General features: G+C 63.2%; 13 protein-coding genes and 1 pseudogene. 8 read left to right on the plus strand and 6 right to left on the minus strand.

Annotated elements, in window-relative coordinates:
* Positions 1-539: DUF5610 domain-containing protein (locus AAHE99_RS02025; RefSeq protein WP_342113895.1), on the minus strand; the 539-nt coding region annotated here is incomplete at its 3' end.
* 50 nt (positions 540-589) lie between these two features.
* Between AAHE99_RS02025 and sbcB the strand changes: the two genes are divergently transcribed.
* Positions 590-2035 (plus strand): exodeoxyribonuclease I, encoded by a 1446-nt coding sequence (sbcB, locus tag AAHE99_RS02030; RefSeq protein ID WP_342113897.1) that lies wholly within the window; start codon positions 590-592, stop codon positions 2033-2035.
* Positions 2036-2052: 17 nt separating this feature from the next.
* On the opposite strand, the gene pyrF is transcribed toward sbcB, so the two are convergent.
* Entirely contained in the window at positions 2053-2874 is an 822-nt protein-coding gene (gene pyrF, locus AAHE99_RS02035) for an orotidine-5'-phosphate decarboxylase (RefSeq protein ID WP_342113899.1), read from the minus strand.
* Positions 2875-2987: 113 nt separating this feature from the next.
* Here pyrF and AAHE99_RS02040 point away from each other — a divergent pair, with 113 nt between their 5' ends.
* The 7 genes and pseudogenes from AAHE99_RS02040 (at position 2988) to AAHE99_RS02070 (ending at position 9257) form a co-directional block, all read left to right on the plus strand.
* On the plus strand, positions 2988-3578 hold the full coding sequence (locus AAHE99_RS02040; protein WP_342113901.1) for a LemA family protein: 591 nt from the start codon (positions 2988-2990) through the stop codon (positions 3576-3578).
* A 189-nt stretch (positions 3579-3767) separates the two neighbouring features.
* Positions 3768-4239 (plus strand): annotated as a pseudogene (locus AAHE99_RS26750) (TPM domain-containing protein); the annotation flags it as partial.
* Between the two features lie 604 nt (positions 4240-4843).
* Complete coding sequence (locus AAHE99_RS02050) at positions 4844-5371, plus strand: TPM domain-containing protein (RefSeq protein WP_342113904.1); 528 nt, start codon at positions 4844-4846, stop codon at positions 5369-5371.
* A gap of 32 nt (positions 5372-5403) precedes the next feature.
* On the plus strand, positions 5404-6168 hold the full coding sequence (locus AAHE99_RS02055) for an SDR family NAD(P)-dependent oxidoreductase (protein WP_342113906.1): 765 nt from the start codon (positions 5404-5406) through the stop codon (positions 6166-6168).
* A 251-nt stretch (positions 6169-6419) separates the two neighbouring features.
* Positions 6420-8303 carry a methyl-accepting chemotaxis protein gene (locus tag AAHE99_RS02060; RefSeq protein ID WP_342113909.1) on the plus strand — a complete coding sequence of 628 codons (1884 nt, stop codon included), beginning with the start codon at positions 6420-6422 and terminating at the stop codon, positions 8301-8303.
* Positions 8304-8452: 149 nt separating this feature from the next.
* Positions 8453-8851, plus strand: coding sequence for a VanZ family protein (locus tag AAHE99_RS02065; protein ID WP_342113911.1), 399 nt, complete (start codon positions 8453-8455; stop codon positions 8849-8851).
* Between the two features lie 67 nt (positions 8852-8918).
* The gene (locus AAHE99_RS02070; protein WP_342113913.1) at positions 8919-9257 is read left to right on the plus strand and encodes a hypothetical protein; all 339 of its coding nucleotides are present in this window, start codon (positions 8919-8921) and stop codon (positions 9255-9257) included.
* On the opposite strand, the gene AAHE99_RS02075 is transcribed toward AAHE99_RS02070, so the two are convergent.
* From AAHE99_RS02075 to AAHE99_RS02090, 4 genes are all read right to left on the minus strand, one after another.
* Positions 9254-10132, minus strand: coding sequence for a TraB/GumN family protein (locus AAHE99_RS02075; protein WP_342113915.1), 879 nt, complete (start codon positions 10130-10132; stop codon positions 9254-9256). The two genes, AAHE99_RS02070 and AAHE99_RS02075, sit on opposite strands and share 4 nt — an antisense overlap.
* A gap of 165 nt (positions 10133-10297) precedes the next feature.
* Positions 10298-11791, minus strand: a complete 1494-nt coding sequence (locus tag AAHE99_RS02080) for a dipeptidase (RefSeq protein WP_342113917.1) — start codon at positions 11789-11791, stop codon at positions 10298-10300.
* A gap of 4 nt (positions 11792-11795) precedes the next feature.
* On the minus strand, positions 11796-12509 hold the full coding sequence (locus AAHE99_RS02085) for a substrate-binding periplasmic protein (protein WP_342113919.1): 714 nt from the start codon (positions 12507-12509) through the stop codon (positions 11796-11798).
* 28 nt (positions 12510-12537) lie between these two features.
* Positions 12538-13251, minus strand: a complete 714-nt coding sequence (locus AAHE99_RS02090; protein WP_342113923.1) for a substrate-binding periplasmic protein — start codon at positions 13249-13251, stop codon at positions 12538-12540.
* Positions 13252-13267 lie beyond the last annotated feature (16 nt).

Consider the following 13267-nt stretch of genomic DNA (forward strand, 5'->3'; position numbering starts at 1 on the left):
GCTTCGTCAGTCGAGGTGTTCTTGCCCTGGTTGGCGACGAAGTCGTCCAGGCCTTTCTGCACCAGCTCGTAAGTCTTGTCGATGTTGGAGGCGATGTCGCCGCCCAGCACCTGCAAGCCCTGCAGGATGTCGCGCGCTTCCTTGAAGCCTTTTTCGATGCCGCCCTTGATCGTTTCCATGAAACGGTTGAGGGCATCGTCGCCTTCCAGTTCGGAGTGCTGCTGCTGGAAAGCGCTGAAGAAGGCGGTCGAAAGTGATACGATGCGCCCCGCCGTGGCTTCCGGCGAATTGTCCTGGCTGGCGGCGTTCTGGATCGCATCCGGCCCGAAATCGGCCTCCAGCTGTTCGTTGATCGAGGTGATCGCCGACTTGTAGAGCAGCGCCAGCGGGTCGTTCTCGGAATTCAGCGACACCGAGGCCGATTCCTGCAGGATCGACACATTCAGCTGCAACTTGGCGCGTGTGGACGCCGAAATGGCCATGTCATTGCTGGCTGCCGCCGGCGTAGCACGGGTATTGATGGAAATGGAATTTGACACAACAGTCCTCCTTGCCTCAGCATTCGATAACGAGAACCAACATTTGCACCATGAGTAACCATACCTTCCTGTGGCATGACTACGAAACCTTCGGCGCCGTGCCACGCCGTGACCGCCCAGCCCAGTTTGCCGCCATCCGTACCGACGCTGAGTTGAACGAAATCGGCGAGCCGATCATGCTGTTCTGCCAGCCAGCCAACGATTTCCTGCCCGACCCGATCGCCTGCCTGATCACGGGCATTACCCCGCAGCAAGCTTTGCAACAGGGCGTCCCGGAATATAAGTTCGCGGCGACGATCGAAAAGGCCTTCTCGGAGCCTGGCACCATTGGCGTAGGCTACAACACAATCCGTTTTGACGACGAAGTCACGCGTTTCTTGTTCTGGCGCAACCTGATCGACCCTTATGCGCGCGAGTGGCAGAACCAGTGCGGGCGCTGGGACTTGCTGGACGTGGTGCGCATGACCTATGCGCTCCGGCCCGAGGGTATAGAGTGGCCTATCAATGATAACGGCAAGCCAAGCTTTAAACTTGAGCACTTAACCAAAGCTAACGGCCTGGTGCATGAGGCGGCGCACGATGCGCTGTCCGACGTGCGCGCCACCATCGCCCTAGCGCGCTTGATCCGCAGCAAGCACCCGAAGCTGTTCGATTTCTGCCTGGCCCTGCATAAGAAGGACCGCGTAGCGGAGGAGATCGGCCTGCACCTGGCCGCCAACCAGCGCCAGCCTTTCCTGCACGTGTCGGGCATGTTCCCGGCCGAGCGCGGCTGCCTGGCGCTGGTGTGGCCGCTGGCGCCGCATCCGACCAACAAGAATGAGCTGCTGGTGTGGGATTGTTCGTATGACCCGCAAGAGCTGTTCGCGCTCGATGCGGAGACCATCCGTATCCGCCTGTTCACCCGTTCGGACGCCATGCCGGAGGGCATGACGCGCCTGCCGATCAAGAGCATCCACATCAATAAGTCGCCGATGCTGGTATCCAACCTGAAGACGCTGCGGCCGGAGCTGGCCGAGCGCTGGGGGCTGGACCTGGAAGCGGCGCGTGCCCATGCGGCGCGTGCGGCTGAAGGGCCGGATATGTCGGCCATCTGGGAGCAGGTGTTCTGGCGCCCTGCCAGCGAGCCGGCGGATGTGGATGAAGACCTGTACGGCGGCTTTATCGGCAATGGCGACAAGCGCTTGCTGGAATCGCTGCGCCGCGAGCATCCGGCCAAGCTGGCGACTGCGTCACCGCATTTCCAGGATGAGCGTTTGGGCGAGCTGCTGTTCCGCTACCGCGCCCGCAACTTCCCGCAGACTTTGAGCGAGGAAGAGCATGAGCATTGGGAGCAGCACCGCGCTGCGCGCCTGTACGAAGGCGCTGGCGGTGCGCGCACGGTCGACGAGCTGTTCTCGGAGCTGGACCGCCTTGGCCCCGAAGCCGATGAAAACGGCCAGCAAGTGCTGGCCGCGCTGTACGACTACGTCGAGATGATTGCGCCAGAGCGCTATTAAAACCGCCAGAACCGGTTTTAAGCGCGATGTGCGTTAATAGCGTCGCGAGTCTCCTGCGCCACGCGGCGCGCCGCCGCAGCGAAATCTTCACCGCCCTGCGGCGCCGCATACAGAATAGCGCGCGACGAGTTGATCATCATGCCCGTGCCATTGTAAGTACGGCCCGACTTCACGGTCGCCTCAATATCCCCACCCTGCGCGCCGATACCCGGCACCAGCAGCGGCATATCCCCCACAATCGCGCGCACCTGCGCCAGTTCTTCAGGGAAGGTTGCGCCGACCACCAGCGAGCACTGGCCGTTGGCATTCCACTTTTCCGCCACCAGCTTCGCCACGTACTGGTACAGCGGCTTGCCATCGACCTTCAGGAACTGCAGGTCCGAACCGCCCGGGTTCGAAGTGCGGCACAGGACAATCACGCCGCGGTCGCTCCACTCCATATAAGGCTCGATGGTGTCGCCGCCCATGTAGGGGTTCACGGTCACCGCATCCGCCTGGTAGCGGTCGAAGGCCTCGCGCGCATACTGCTTGGCGGTGGCGCCGATGTCGCCGCGCTTGGAATCCAGGATCAGGGGGATATGCGGGTAGTTCGCTTTCGCGTAGGCGCAGATTTTTTCCAGCTGGTCTTCCGCGCGCAGTGCCGCGAAATAGGCGATCTGCGGCTTGAAGGAGCATGCCAGGTCGGCGGTCGCGTCGATGATCTCGGTGCAGAACTGGTAGATGCCTTGCGGGTTATTCTGGAATTGCGCAGGCAGGCGCGCCATGTCCGGGTCCAGGCCAACGCACAGCAGGGAATCGTTGGCTGCCCACGCAGCGGATAATTTTTCGATAAATGTCACAGCGGGCCTCTTTACTCTTGCGTTGCAAACCCTACATTATAACGGGCGGCACTGTGCGCCTTGCCGTGCCCGATTGCGTGTATATTTCGATAATACGTTCCAAGGAGCGAATAATGCGAAACTTTCTGGCAGTGGGTGTGCTGGCAGCGGTTTTCCTGTCCGGCTGCGGTTACAACGATTTCCAGGCCAAGGACGAAGCGGTCAAGGCGCAATGGGGCGAAGTGGTCAACCAGTACCAGCGCCGCGCGGACCTGATCCCGAACCTGGTCAATACCGTCAAAGGCTATGCCTCGCACGAGCGCGAAACGCTGGAGGCGGTGACCAGGGCGCGCGCATCGGCCACCAGCGTGCAGGTGACGCCGGAGGTACTCAACAACCCGGGCGCCTTGCAGAAATTCCAGCAGGCGCAGGGGGAGCTGACCAATGCGCTGTCGCGTCTCATGGTGGTGGCTGAAAAATATCCGGAACTGAAGGCGGATGCCAGCTTCCGCGACCTGCAGTCGCAGCTGGAGGGCACCGAAAACCGCATCACGGTGGCGCGCCAGCGCTATATCGCTTCGGTGCAGGACTTTAATGTCCTGGCGCGGCGCTTCCCGACCAACCTGACGGCGAAGATGTTCGGCTACGAGGTGAAGCCCAGCTTCACTGTCGAGAACGAAAAATCCATTTCAACCGCTCCAACGGTGGACTTCAACAAGAAGTAAGGAGCCGCAATGGCGACCTCTCCACGGCATTCACGCGGTGGCGGCAAGGGTTCCAGTCGCGATGACGATTTAAGCGATCCCTTGAGGGACCGCGACCTGGCGCGCCGCACCGGCGGGCTGACCCAACACGCGCGCCGCTGGCCGCTGTTGCCGGGCTCCCCCTGGCTGCGGCTTGTGATCGGGCTGGCGATTGCTGCACTGCTGGTGCTGGTGGTGACCGGCGCGGCGCGCGCGGCTGATGACGGCTTTGCTGCGGTGCCGGCCCATACGGCGCGGGTGACCGACCAGGCGGGCATGCTGACGGCGCAGCAGCGCGCAGCGCTCGATGGCGTGCTGGCGGATTATGAGCGCAAGACGGGCAGCCAGATTGCGGTGCTGCTGGTGCGTTCTACTGCGCCGGAGGCGATCGAGCAGTACAGCATTCGCGTTGCGGATGCGTGGAGGCTGGGGCGGCGTGGGGTGGATGATGGGGTGCTGCTGGTGGTGGCGAAGGATAATCCTTCCTCGCTGCGCAGGCTGCGGATCGAGACGGGCCGCGGTGTTCAGGGGACGCTGACGGATGCTCAATCCAAACGCGTTTTGCAGGATGTGATTGCGCCGCACTTTCGGCAGGGTGATTTCTATGGCGGGCTCGCGGCTGGCGTGAGCGCGATAGCGACTTTGCTGGATAAGGAGCACTTGCCTGCCCCGCCAGGCGGTTCCCGCCCCGGTAAAACTGGCGCTGCAGGATCGGCTGGCGCTGCGGTCGAGAACTCGGGCACGGTGGCTCCCGATGCACAGGGCGGCACGGCTGCACACGGCGGTGTCTCGGGGATGGCGGAAGCTGCCGGCGCTGGAGCCATTCCTGGCGCAGGCAATGCGTCTGGTCCCTCTGGCAGCCATTCCGGCAGCATGCCGGGCGGCGCAGGGGGCAGCGCGGACGGCCCAGGTGCGGGCGGCGGCGCGGATGGCGCAGGCGGCGCGGATGGCGCAGGCGGCGGTGCTGGCGCGCGTGGCGGCTGGTCGTCGGGCTGGCTGCTGCCGGCGCTGTTGTTTGGCGCCTTCATCATCCTGCCGATGATGCGCGGCAGCCGGCGGCGCGGACTTAGGCGCGGCGGCTGGGGCTCGGATGCAACGGGTGTCCTGATCGGAGCAGCGCTGGGTAACGCCATCAGCGCAGCGAGCCGTGGCGGCAGCGGGGGCGGTTGGGGCGGCGGCGACGGCGGCGGCTTCAGCGGAGGCGGCGGTGGCACCTTTGACGGCGGCGGCGCCTCGGGAGACTGGTGATGACGACGACCCTGCCCGCATCGTTCCTCGCCCGCTGCAAGCGCGCCTGGTGCCACGCCACCACCGGCACCGCCGCCGGCAAACGCGCCTTCCCACCCGCCACGCTGGAGGCAATCGCCCAAGCCATCACGCAAGGCGAGCAGCGCCACCGAGCCGAAATCCGCCTGATCGTGGAACCCGGCCTGGACGCCCGCGCGGCCTTCAACAACACCACCAACCGCCAGCGCGCCCGCGCCCTGTTCGCGCAATACGGCGTCTGGGACACCGAAGAAAACTGCGGTGTCCTCATCTACATCAACCTGGCAGCAAGGGAAGTCGACATCGTGGCCGACCGCCACGTCGGCAGACAGGTAGCAGACGCCGAATGGCAAACCATCTGCCGCACCATGACCAGCGGCTTCGCCCAGGGCGACTACCACGCCAGCACCCTATCGGCACTGGAACAGCTCAACACCCTGTTGGCCCGCCTCTACCCCGCCAACGGCGCCCGCCCCAACCAACTGCCCAACGACGCGGTGATCCTCTAAAATGAGCTTCCTCACCAAAAGTGGAAGCGACAATGAAATTAACCAATAAAGTAGCCATCGTCACCGGCGCCACCCAGGGTATCGGCCTGGCCTGCGCCCAGCGCCTGATCACCGAAGGCGCCAAGGTCATGCTGGTAGACATCAAGCCGGAAGGCGCGCAAGCCGCCGAGGCGTTGGGCGACCAGGCCCGCTTCTTCGCCGCCGACGTCAGCCAGAAAGCCGACGTGGACGCCCTGGTAGCCGCCACCCTGGCCGCCTTCGGCCGCGTGGACATCCTGGTCAACAACGCCGGCGTCACCCACAAATGCAGCTTCCTCGACCTGGCGGAAGCCGATTTCGACCGCGTGCTCGGCATCAACCTGAAATCCATGTTCCTGTGCGGCCAGGCCGCGGCGCGCGAAATGGTCAAGCAGCAGAGCGGCTGCATTATCAATATGTCAAGCGTGAACTCGGAACTGGCAATCCCGGACCAGGTGCCATATGTGGTGTCGAAAGGCGGCGTCAACCAGCTGACCAAGGTCATGTCGCTGAACCTGGCCCCGTACGGTATCCGCGTCAACGGCATCGGCCCCGGCACCATCCTGACCGAACTGGCCAAACAGGCCGTCCTGGCCAGCCCCGAAGCCAAACGCACCATTTTGTCGCGCACTCCTTTGGGGCGTTGCGGCGAGCCGGAAGAGGTCGCTTCGATCTGCGCTTTCCTCGCCAGCGACGACGCCAGCTACATGACCGGCCAGACCCTGTTCGTGGATGGTGGCCGCATGGCGCTAAACTATGTTGTACCAGTTAAAGAATAGTTAGAACTTTAGTTATACAAAATTTGAATAACGATTATCGAAAACAAAAATTGGACTGATATGCGGCAACGCACCATAATGGCGCATGTCTCCACTATTCTCCTCCAAGAAAATAGTTTAAGCCCGCTTTAACCAGCGGGCTTTTTTTTTGTTCGTTACTATTCACCAACAACTTAAACCACCTGATGCGAAGCAGGAGCACAATCGAGTTACCGTGGAATTGCCAAAAAATATTTCCATAGGAGAACCTTGTGTCAAATCTGTTGAACCGTTTAAAGCTCTGGCAGCGCTTCGCACTGCTGGGACTAATGGCTTTACTCCTGGTAACTCCGCCCTCCTACCTGTTTGTTACAGAAAATAACAAGAACATCGCCTTTTCCATCGCCGAACACGCCGGCCTGAAACCAGGCGCCCAGGCACTCAGCATGCTACAGTCCATCCAGCAGCACCGCGGCCTGTCGGCGGCGTTTGTCGGCGGCGGCCAGCTGGCCAGCGAACGCAGCGCCAAGGAGGCGGAAGTCAACCGCCTGCTGCTCGGCATGTCCAGCATGCTTGCCAAAGGCAACGGCGAGGACCGCAAGATGCTGACCAGAATCAGCGAGGACTGGGCCCGCCTGTCGCGCGAGGTCAGCACGCGCTCGCTGACTACCGTCGAAAGCTACCAGCGCCATACCGCGCTGTGCGAATACATCCTGCTGTTCATCGAACAAATCTCGGACCAGGCCGGCCTGGCGCTGGATCCGGATGCCGACAGCTATTACCTGATGCGTGCCGTGTATTACGAGATTCCGCGCGTGGCCGAAGACCTTGGCCAGATGCGCGCCCGCGGCGCCGGCTTCCTGGCGGCCGGCAAGATCGACATCGAAGGCCGCGCCGTCATGTACAGCCTGATGAGCAAGGCTCGCGGCGCCAGCGAGCGCATGCAGCGCACCATCAGGAAGGCCTATGCCGCCAACCCGGCCCTGGAAAAGAAACTCGAAACCAGCGTCGACCTGGCCACCGCCCAGGCCAGCACCGCCACTGAGCTGGCGCGTACCCGCATCGCGGTAGCGGAAGTGATCGACTTTCCGGCGGCGGAGTATATCGCCGCCACCACGCGCGCCATCGACCAGCAGTTCAAGGCAGCCGATAGCACGATGGAGCAGTTGACCAGACTGATCGAGGCCCGCCTGGAGCAGCAGCGCAGCGCCCGCAACGCATTGGCCGGTTCCATCGCGGTGATCACGCTGCTGACGATCCTGGCCGGCTACGCCATCAGCCGCCACCTGATGCGCCAGATCGGCGGCGAGCCGGGCGAAGTGTGCGAGGTGCTGGCGAAAATCGCGCAAGGCGATTTGCAGCAGCGCCTGGATCTGCCGCGCGAGGACCGCAGCAGCCTGGCCTTCATGGTGCAGGACATGGCCGAACGCCTGCGCGCGACAGTGACCGGCGTGCGCCAGGCGGCCGACGCCTTGTCCAACGCGGCGGGCCAGGCCAGCGCCACCGCACAATCGCTCAGCACCAGCTCCACCCAGCAGGCGGCCAGCGTGGAAGAGACCAGCGCCTCAGTGGAAGAAATGAGCTCGTCGATCTACCAGAACCACGAAAATTCGCGCGTGACCGACGAGACCGCCTCGAAGGTCGCCAACTACGCGGTCGCTGGTGGCGACGCGGTAGCGAAAACCGTCACGGCGATGCGGCAGATCGCCAAGGAAATCGCCATCATCGACGACATCGCCTACCAGACCAACCTGCTGGCATTGAACGCCGCCATCGAAGCGGCCCGTGCCGGTGCGCATGGCAAGGGCTTCGCCGTGGTTGCCGCCGAAGTGCGCAAGCTGGCCGAACGCAGCCAGGTGGCGGCGCAGGAAATCAGCGAAGTGGCGCAGCACAGCGTGGCGGTGGCGGAGCAAGCCGGCGTGCTCTTGAACGAGATCGTGCCGGGCATCCGCAAGACCTCGGAACTGGTGCAGGAAATCAGCGCCGCCTCGAGCGAGCAAAGCAGCGGTGCGGGGCAGATCAGCCAGGCCATCAACCAGCTCAGCGAAACCACCCAGCGCAACGCCGCCGCCGCCGAGGAGCTGGCGGCCACGGCGGAGGAACTGGCGGGCCAGTCGGAAACCCTGCTGGAGGCGGTGGCGTTCTTCAAGGTTTGAAAAACTTGCGCTATGTCATGGCGCGGTCATACGGCGTCCCTATAATGGCTTCATCTGCGACACACGCAACAGATATGCGTGGTGGCAGAAGATGCGCCGGCCTCGTGCCGGCGCATCCGCTTTATGCGGCCTGTGGTATCTTCGCACCCATGCAAAAATTCCTGACCCTGCTGTTCCTCAGCGATGCCCATGCGCGCCTGCGCTTCTGGGGCGCCATCACCCTGTTCACCCTCAACTGCATCATCGGCTCCATCCCCGGCGCGCGTGAGGAAGCGGCGCAGTATGCCAGCGGCCTGGTGCTGCACAGCTTCGGCTATACGGTGATGACCTTCCTGCTGTTCACCGGCTGCCAGGGCGTGCCGGCGCAGCGCGCTTTGAAGGCGGTATGCGGCGTCGCCATCATGGGCGCCATCGACGAACTGGTCCAATCCTTCTTCCCTTATCGCCACGGTTCGGTCGACGACTGGCTGGTCGATATGTCGGCCGCGGTCATCGCCGCGACGGTGATGTGGGCCCTGTGGAGCTTGCGCAAGCGCCCTGCCGCCTGATGTGCGTCGAGTGATTGCGGAACGGCGTACACTTCCCCGGCACGCGTTGGCTAACCAAGGAGGATGTATGAAATATTCCGTAATCATGCTGATGAGCCTGGCCCTGGCGGGCTGCACTACAGACAGCAGCAAGAAAACCGCAGGCATGGAAGCCAGCGGCGAGACCAACGCAACGGCGGTGGCCAGCTGGGATGGTGTGGTGCAATCGATTGATCCGGCCGGCTCGCTGTCGGCAGGCGGCGCGGTGGGCGCCACGGCGGCTGGCGGCGGCAGCGGTTACCGCGTCACCGTGAAGAAAGCCGATGGCACGCTGGAGACCATCAGTGTCGACGCCATGCCCAGCTATCGCGTGGGCGACAGCGTCCGCTATTCGAATGGCGCGCTGAGCACCAGCCCGAAATATTAGTAAACCTTCTCGACCTGGTAGCCGTGCTGGCGCAGCAAGGCCGGCACGCCGTTGTCGCCCACCAGATGCAGCAGGCCGATGCCGATAAAGGCGTCGCCCTTGCGCATGATGGCTTCGATGCTGGCGGCCATTTCGGGATTGCGCTTGCCCAGCAGGGTGCGCTCCATGAAGCGGGCCGAGACGGTATCGCCGCTGGTCAGTTCGCGCGTCAGGGCCGCAATGCGCGGCGCGTCGGCGGCGCCCCAGGCTTCCACCAGCCCGGCGGATTTGCGCAGCGCGGCGCCGCTGTCGATTTCATCAATGTTTTCCAGCAGGTAGGCTTCCTGCTGCGCATCGTCCAGTGAGCCGAACAGGCCGAGCTGGTAATCCGCGTTCTCCAGTTCCAGCAAGGGCTTCTTGCGCGCATTCGACAGCAGGTAGCCTTCCACTCCCATGCCGCGGTTGAAGCCGCTCTTCTCAATCTCCTGCCCCACCAGGATATTCGCCACTACCCACGGCCGGTAATGTTCGACGCTTTTCAGCGGCAGCTTGACCTTGTCCAGCGCGGCCTGCAGGCGCGCCAGCGCGGCCGGCGACAGGTGGTCGCGCAGGGTTTGCCCGGCCGGGTACTGGCCGTGGCGCGCCAGCGCGCGGAAGTACGCATCGCTGGAGCGCACGTCGAGCTCCAGCACCAGTGAACTGGACTTGGCCAGCGCTTCGGTGACTTCAGGCTCGAGCGGGAAGAAATCCTGCTTGCCCACGTGGATGGTACCAAACAGGTAGGAGGTTTTGCCTTCGTGATGCACGCGGTACAGCGCGCCGCGGCGCGGCACCTCGCTGAGCTGGATGGCATCCGCAGGCGCGGCGACGTGCGCCGGCGGGATACTCATATCCATACTTTGTGCCGACAGGGAAAATGACAATGCAGTCAGGAAGACAAGCTTGCGAAACATGGCATCACTTCAAAGGATGCCTGTGTCACAGCCAGGCATGGGCTGAGGCTTCCGTGTCGAAAGCCTTGTTGCCCATGGTAACTTCTTTTACTGCCGCACGGCAATCTTTTATTTCGCCAATTCCACCAGGACCGCGGTGTACATTTCCAGGTTGAGCAGTAATTGCTTTTCCGTTATGTGCTCATGCTCGGAGTGGCCGGTGTAGACCTTGCCCGGCATGGTAGGGCCGAAGCTGACGGCACGCGGGAACAGGCGCGAATTGGTGCCGCCACCGACAGCAATCGGCTGCGGGTCTTTGATGCCAGTGTAGTGGGAGAACACCTTCATCAGCGTCGGCAATTGCGGCGCGTTGTCCTGCACCCACGGATCGGTGATTTGTGCGGCCAGCGTTGCGCCGACCTGGTTCTGCGCCTTCCATGCCTCGAAAGCAGCATTGATTTCCGCCGTCAGCTCAGCTGTTGTTTTTCCGCGCGGGCGGCGCAGGTTGATGCCGAGGACCAGGCCCTTATCGGTCGCTTTCAGCGTGGTCGGCGACACCGTCATCGGGCCCATGAAATCGTCGCGATAGGCAATCTTGCCGAATTTCTCACCTTCCAGGCCGGTGCCGATCATGTCGTTGACGAAATCGACCATCAGGCCGGCCTGGCTGCTGCGCCAGCGCTGCACCGCCAGTGCATCGGCCAGCATGGCGATTGCGTTCACGCCTTCCTGCGGCTTGGAGGAATGCGCCGCCAGGCCCTTGGCGGTTACGGTCAGGCGCTGGCCCGACCAGGCGTACTTGTAGCTCATGCCCTGCTGCTGCGCGGCGCGGGCGCGGATGGCCGCTTCCAGCGCGGCGTCGGCATTGTCGATGTCGGCGCGCGCGTCTTCCGGGATCTGGCTGTCGAAGAAACCGCCGGTGAAGTGTGCCACCAGCGGCGTGCTGCCCGGCGCGGCGCCCATGTCCGGCATGGTCACGCGCATGCCGCCCCAGCCCTTCTCCGCCGTCACCGCCGGATACTCGGCGTCGATGGTGATATTGGTTTGCGGCGGCGTATGGTTTTTCAGGAAGGCTTCCAGCGGCGACCAGTCCGATTCCTCGGCCATGTAGATATACAGTTCGATGCGCTTCTTCAGCGCCACCTTGCGGTCCTTGATCGCCTTCATCGCGTACATGGCGGTGGCGATCGGGCCTTTGTCGTCTTCAGTACCGCGGCCCAATAGCAGACCCGGTTCGCTGGTGCGGTCAAGCTTGAACGGCGACTGCTTCCATTTGCCCGGGTCAACCGGCTGCACATCGCCGTGGGTGATCACGCCGACGCGTTCCTTGCCTTGCCCCAGTCCGACAATCATGATGTAGCCGTGGTCCGCATAGTCCAGGCCCAGGCGCGCCGCTTCCTCCTTGATGAAGCGCTTGAAGCCGATGTGCTGCGGGTTCTTTTCGAACGGCACCTTGGGATCTGCCACGGTGTTGAAGCTGACCATGGTGGCCAGGCTGCCGATCACTTTTTCCCCGTAGGCTTGGCGCGCATGGCGGGCGGTGGCGGTGGCGGCCTCGCTGACTGGCGCTGCATGGACGGTGGCATGGGCCAGCAAGGCGGCCAGGGCAATTTTCTTGAGCATGTGCTTATTGGTAGTTGGAGAGGATTTTGGTAATGGCGCCTTCGCGCACCAGCTGGTTGATGGCGGTTTCGATTTCCGCCAGCGGCACCTTGCTGCGTGCGGATACGGCGCAGCGCGTGAGCTGGTACTTTACGACCAGCGGCGGGTGGGCGCCGGCCTTGAGTCCGAGCCGCACCTGGTAGTCATAGAAAGCCTTATCGATAATCATGTGCTGCACGCGCCCCAGCCTGAACTTATCCAGGTTGGCGACCTGCGACTGCGCATCGGAACGCACGAAGCCGGCGCCCAGCGCGCGGTCCATTTCCGGATAGGCGAAGCCGAGTACCGTGCCCACCGGGCGGTCGCGCACGTCGGCAATGGCGTGCGGGCGCGGCGCGCTGGAAGTCGTCACCAGCAGATCGGACTGCGGGAAAAAAGGCTGGGTCCATATGTGGCGGCCTTCCAGCCAATCGGGCTGGTAGGTGCACAGGATATCGGCGCGTCCCGACTCCAGGGTTTGCGCCAGCCGCTTGCGCGGCATGACTTCGATCACCAGCTCGCGGCGCAGCTTCTGCGCCAGAGCCTTGCCCAGGTCGAGGTGGATGCCGGCCCGTAGTTTGCCATCACGGATGTCGGCCATCGGCATGGCGACGCTATTCGCTACCAGCACCACCACTTGTTCTGCGCGGGCCGCCCCGGCAGCCAGGACGGCAAATAGGAATATGTAGATCGCCTTCATGCAGGAATATTAACCGATCTACCTATTCTTATTGATAGTTAGACAGGATCTTGCCGATGGCCCCTTCGCCGACCAGTTGCGCAATGGCGCTGTCGACATCGGCCAGCGCCACGCTGCTATTGGGCGACAGGGCGCAGCGCGTCAGGTATTGCTTGATCACCAGCGGCGGATGAGCGTTCAGCTTCTCGCCTTTGCGTAACTGGTAGTCGTAAAAAGTCTTGATGGTCGCCACGTGCGGGATGCGTCCGGCGGACAGCTTGCGCAGGTTGATGACGTTCGAGCTGACGTCGGTGCGCCGGAATCGCACGCCCAGCGCGGCTTCCAGTTCGGGGTAGCTGTAGCCAAGCACGGTGCCCACCTGCTGGCCGGCCAGGTCGGACAGGGCCTGCGGTGCGGGGGCGCTGAGCGCTGTAACCAGCAGTTCCGTTTGCGGGAAGAAGGGCTGGGTCCACTGGAAATGGCCGGGCAGCCATTCGGGCAGGTACATGCACAGCAGGTCGCCCTGCCCCGATTCCAGCGCCATGGCGATGCGCTTGCGCGGCAGGACTTGCAGCTCCAGCTGGCGGTTCAACTTGCGCGCCAGCGCCGTGGCCAGGTCGCGGTGGATGCCGCCCCGCAGCTCGCCCTGGCGGATATCGGCCAGCGGCATTTCCGTGCTGGTATCGACCAGTACGACCAGCGGGTCGGCGTGCACCGAACCAATGGTAAAGAGTGCCAGCAACAGGGCGGAAATGGGGTTCATGCGGAAATATTACCGC

It is taken from the genome of Pseudoduganella sp. OTU4001 (assembly GCF_038440195.1).
Lineage (GTDB): Bacteria > Pseudomonadota > Gammaproteobacteria > Burkholderiales > Burkholderiaceae_D > Rugamonas.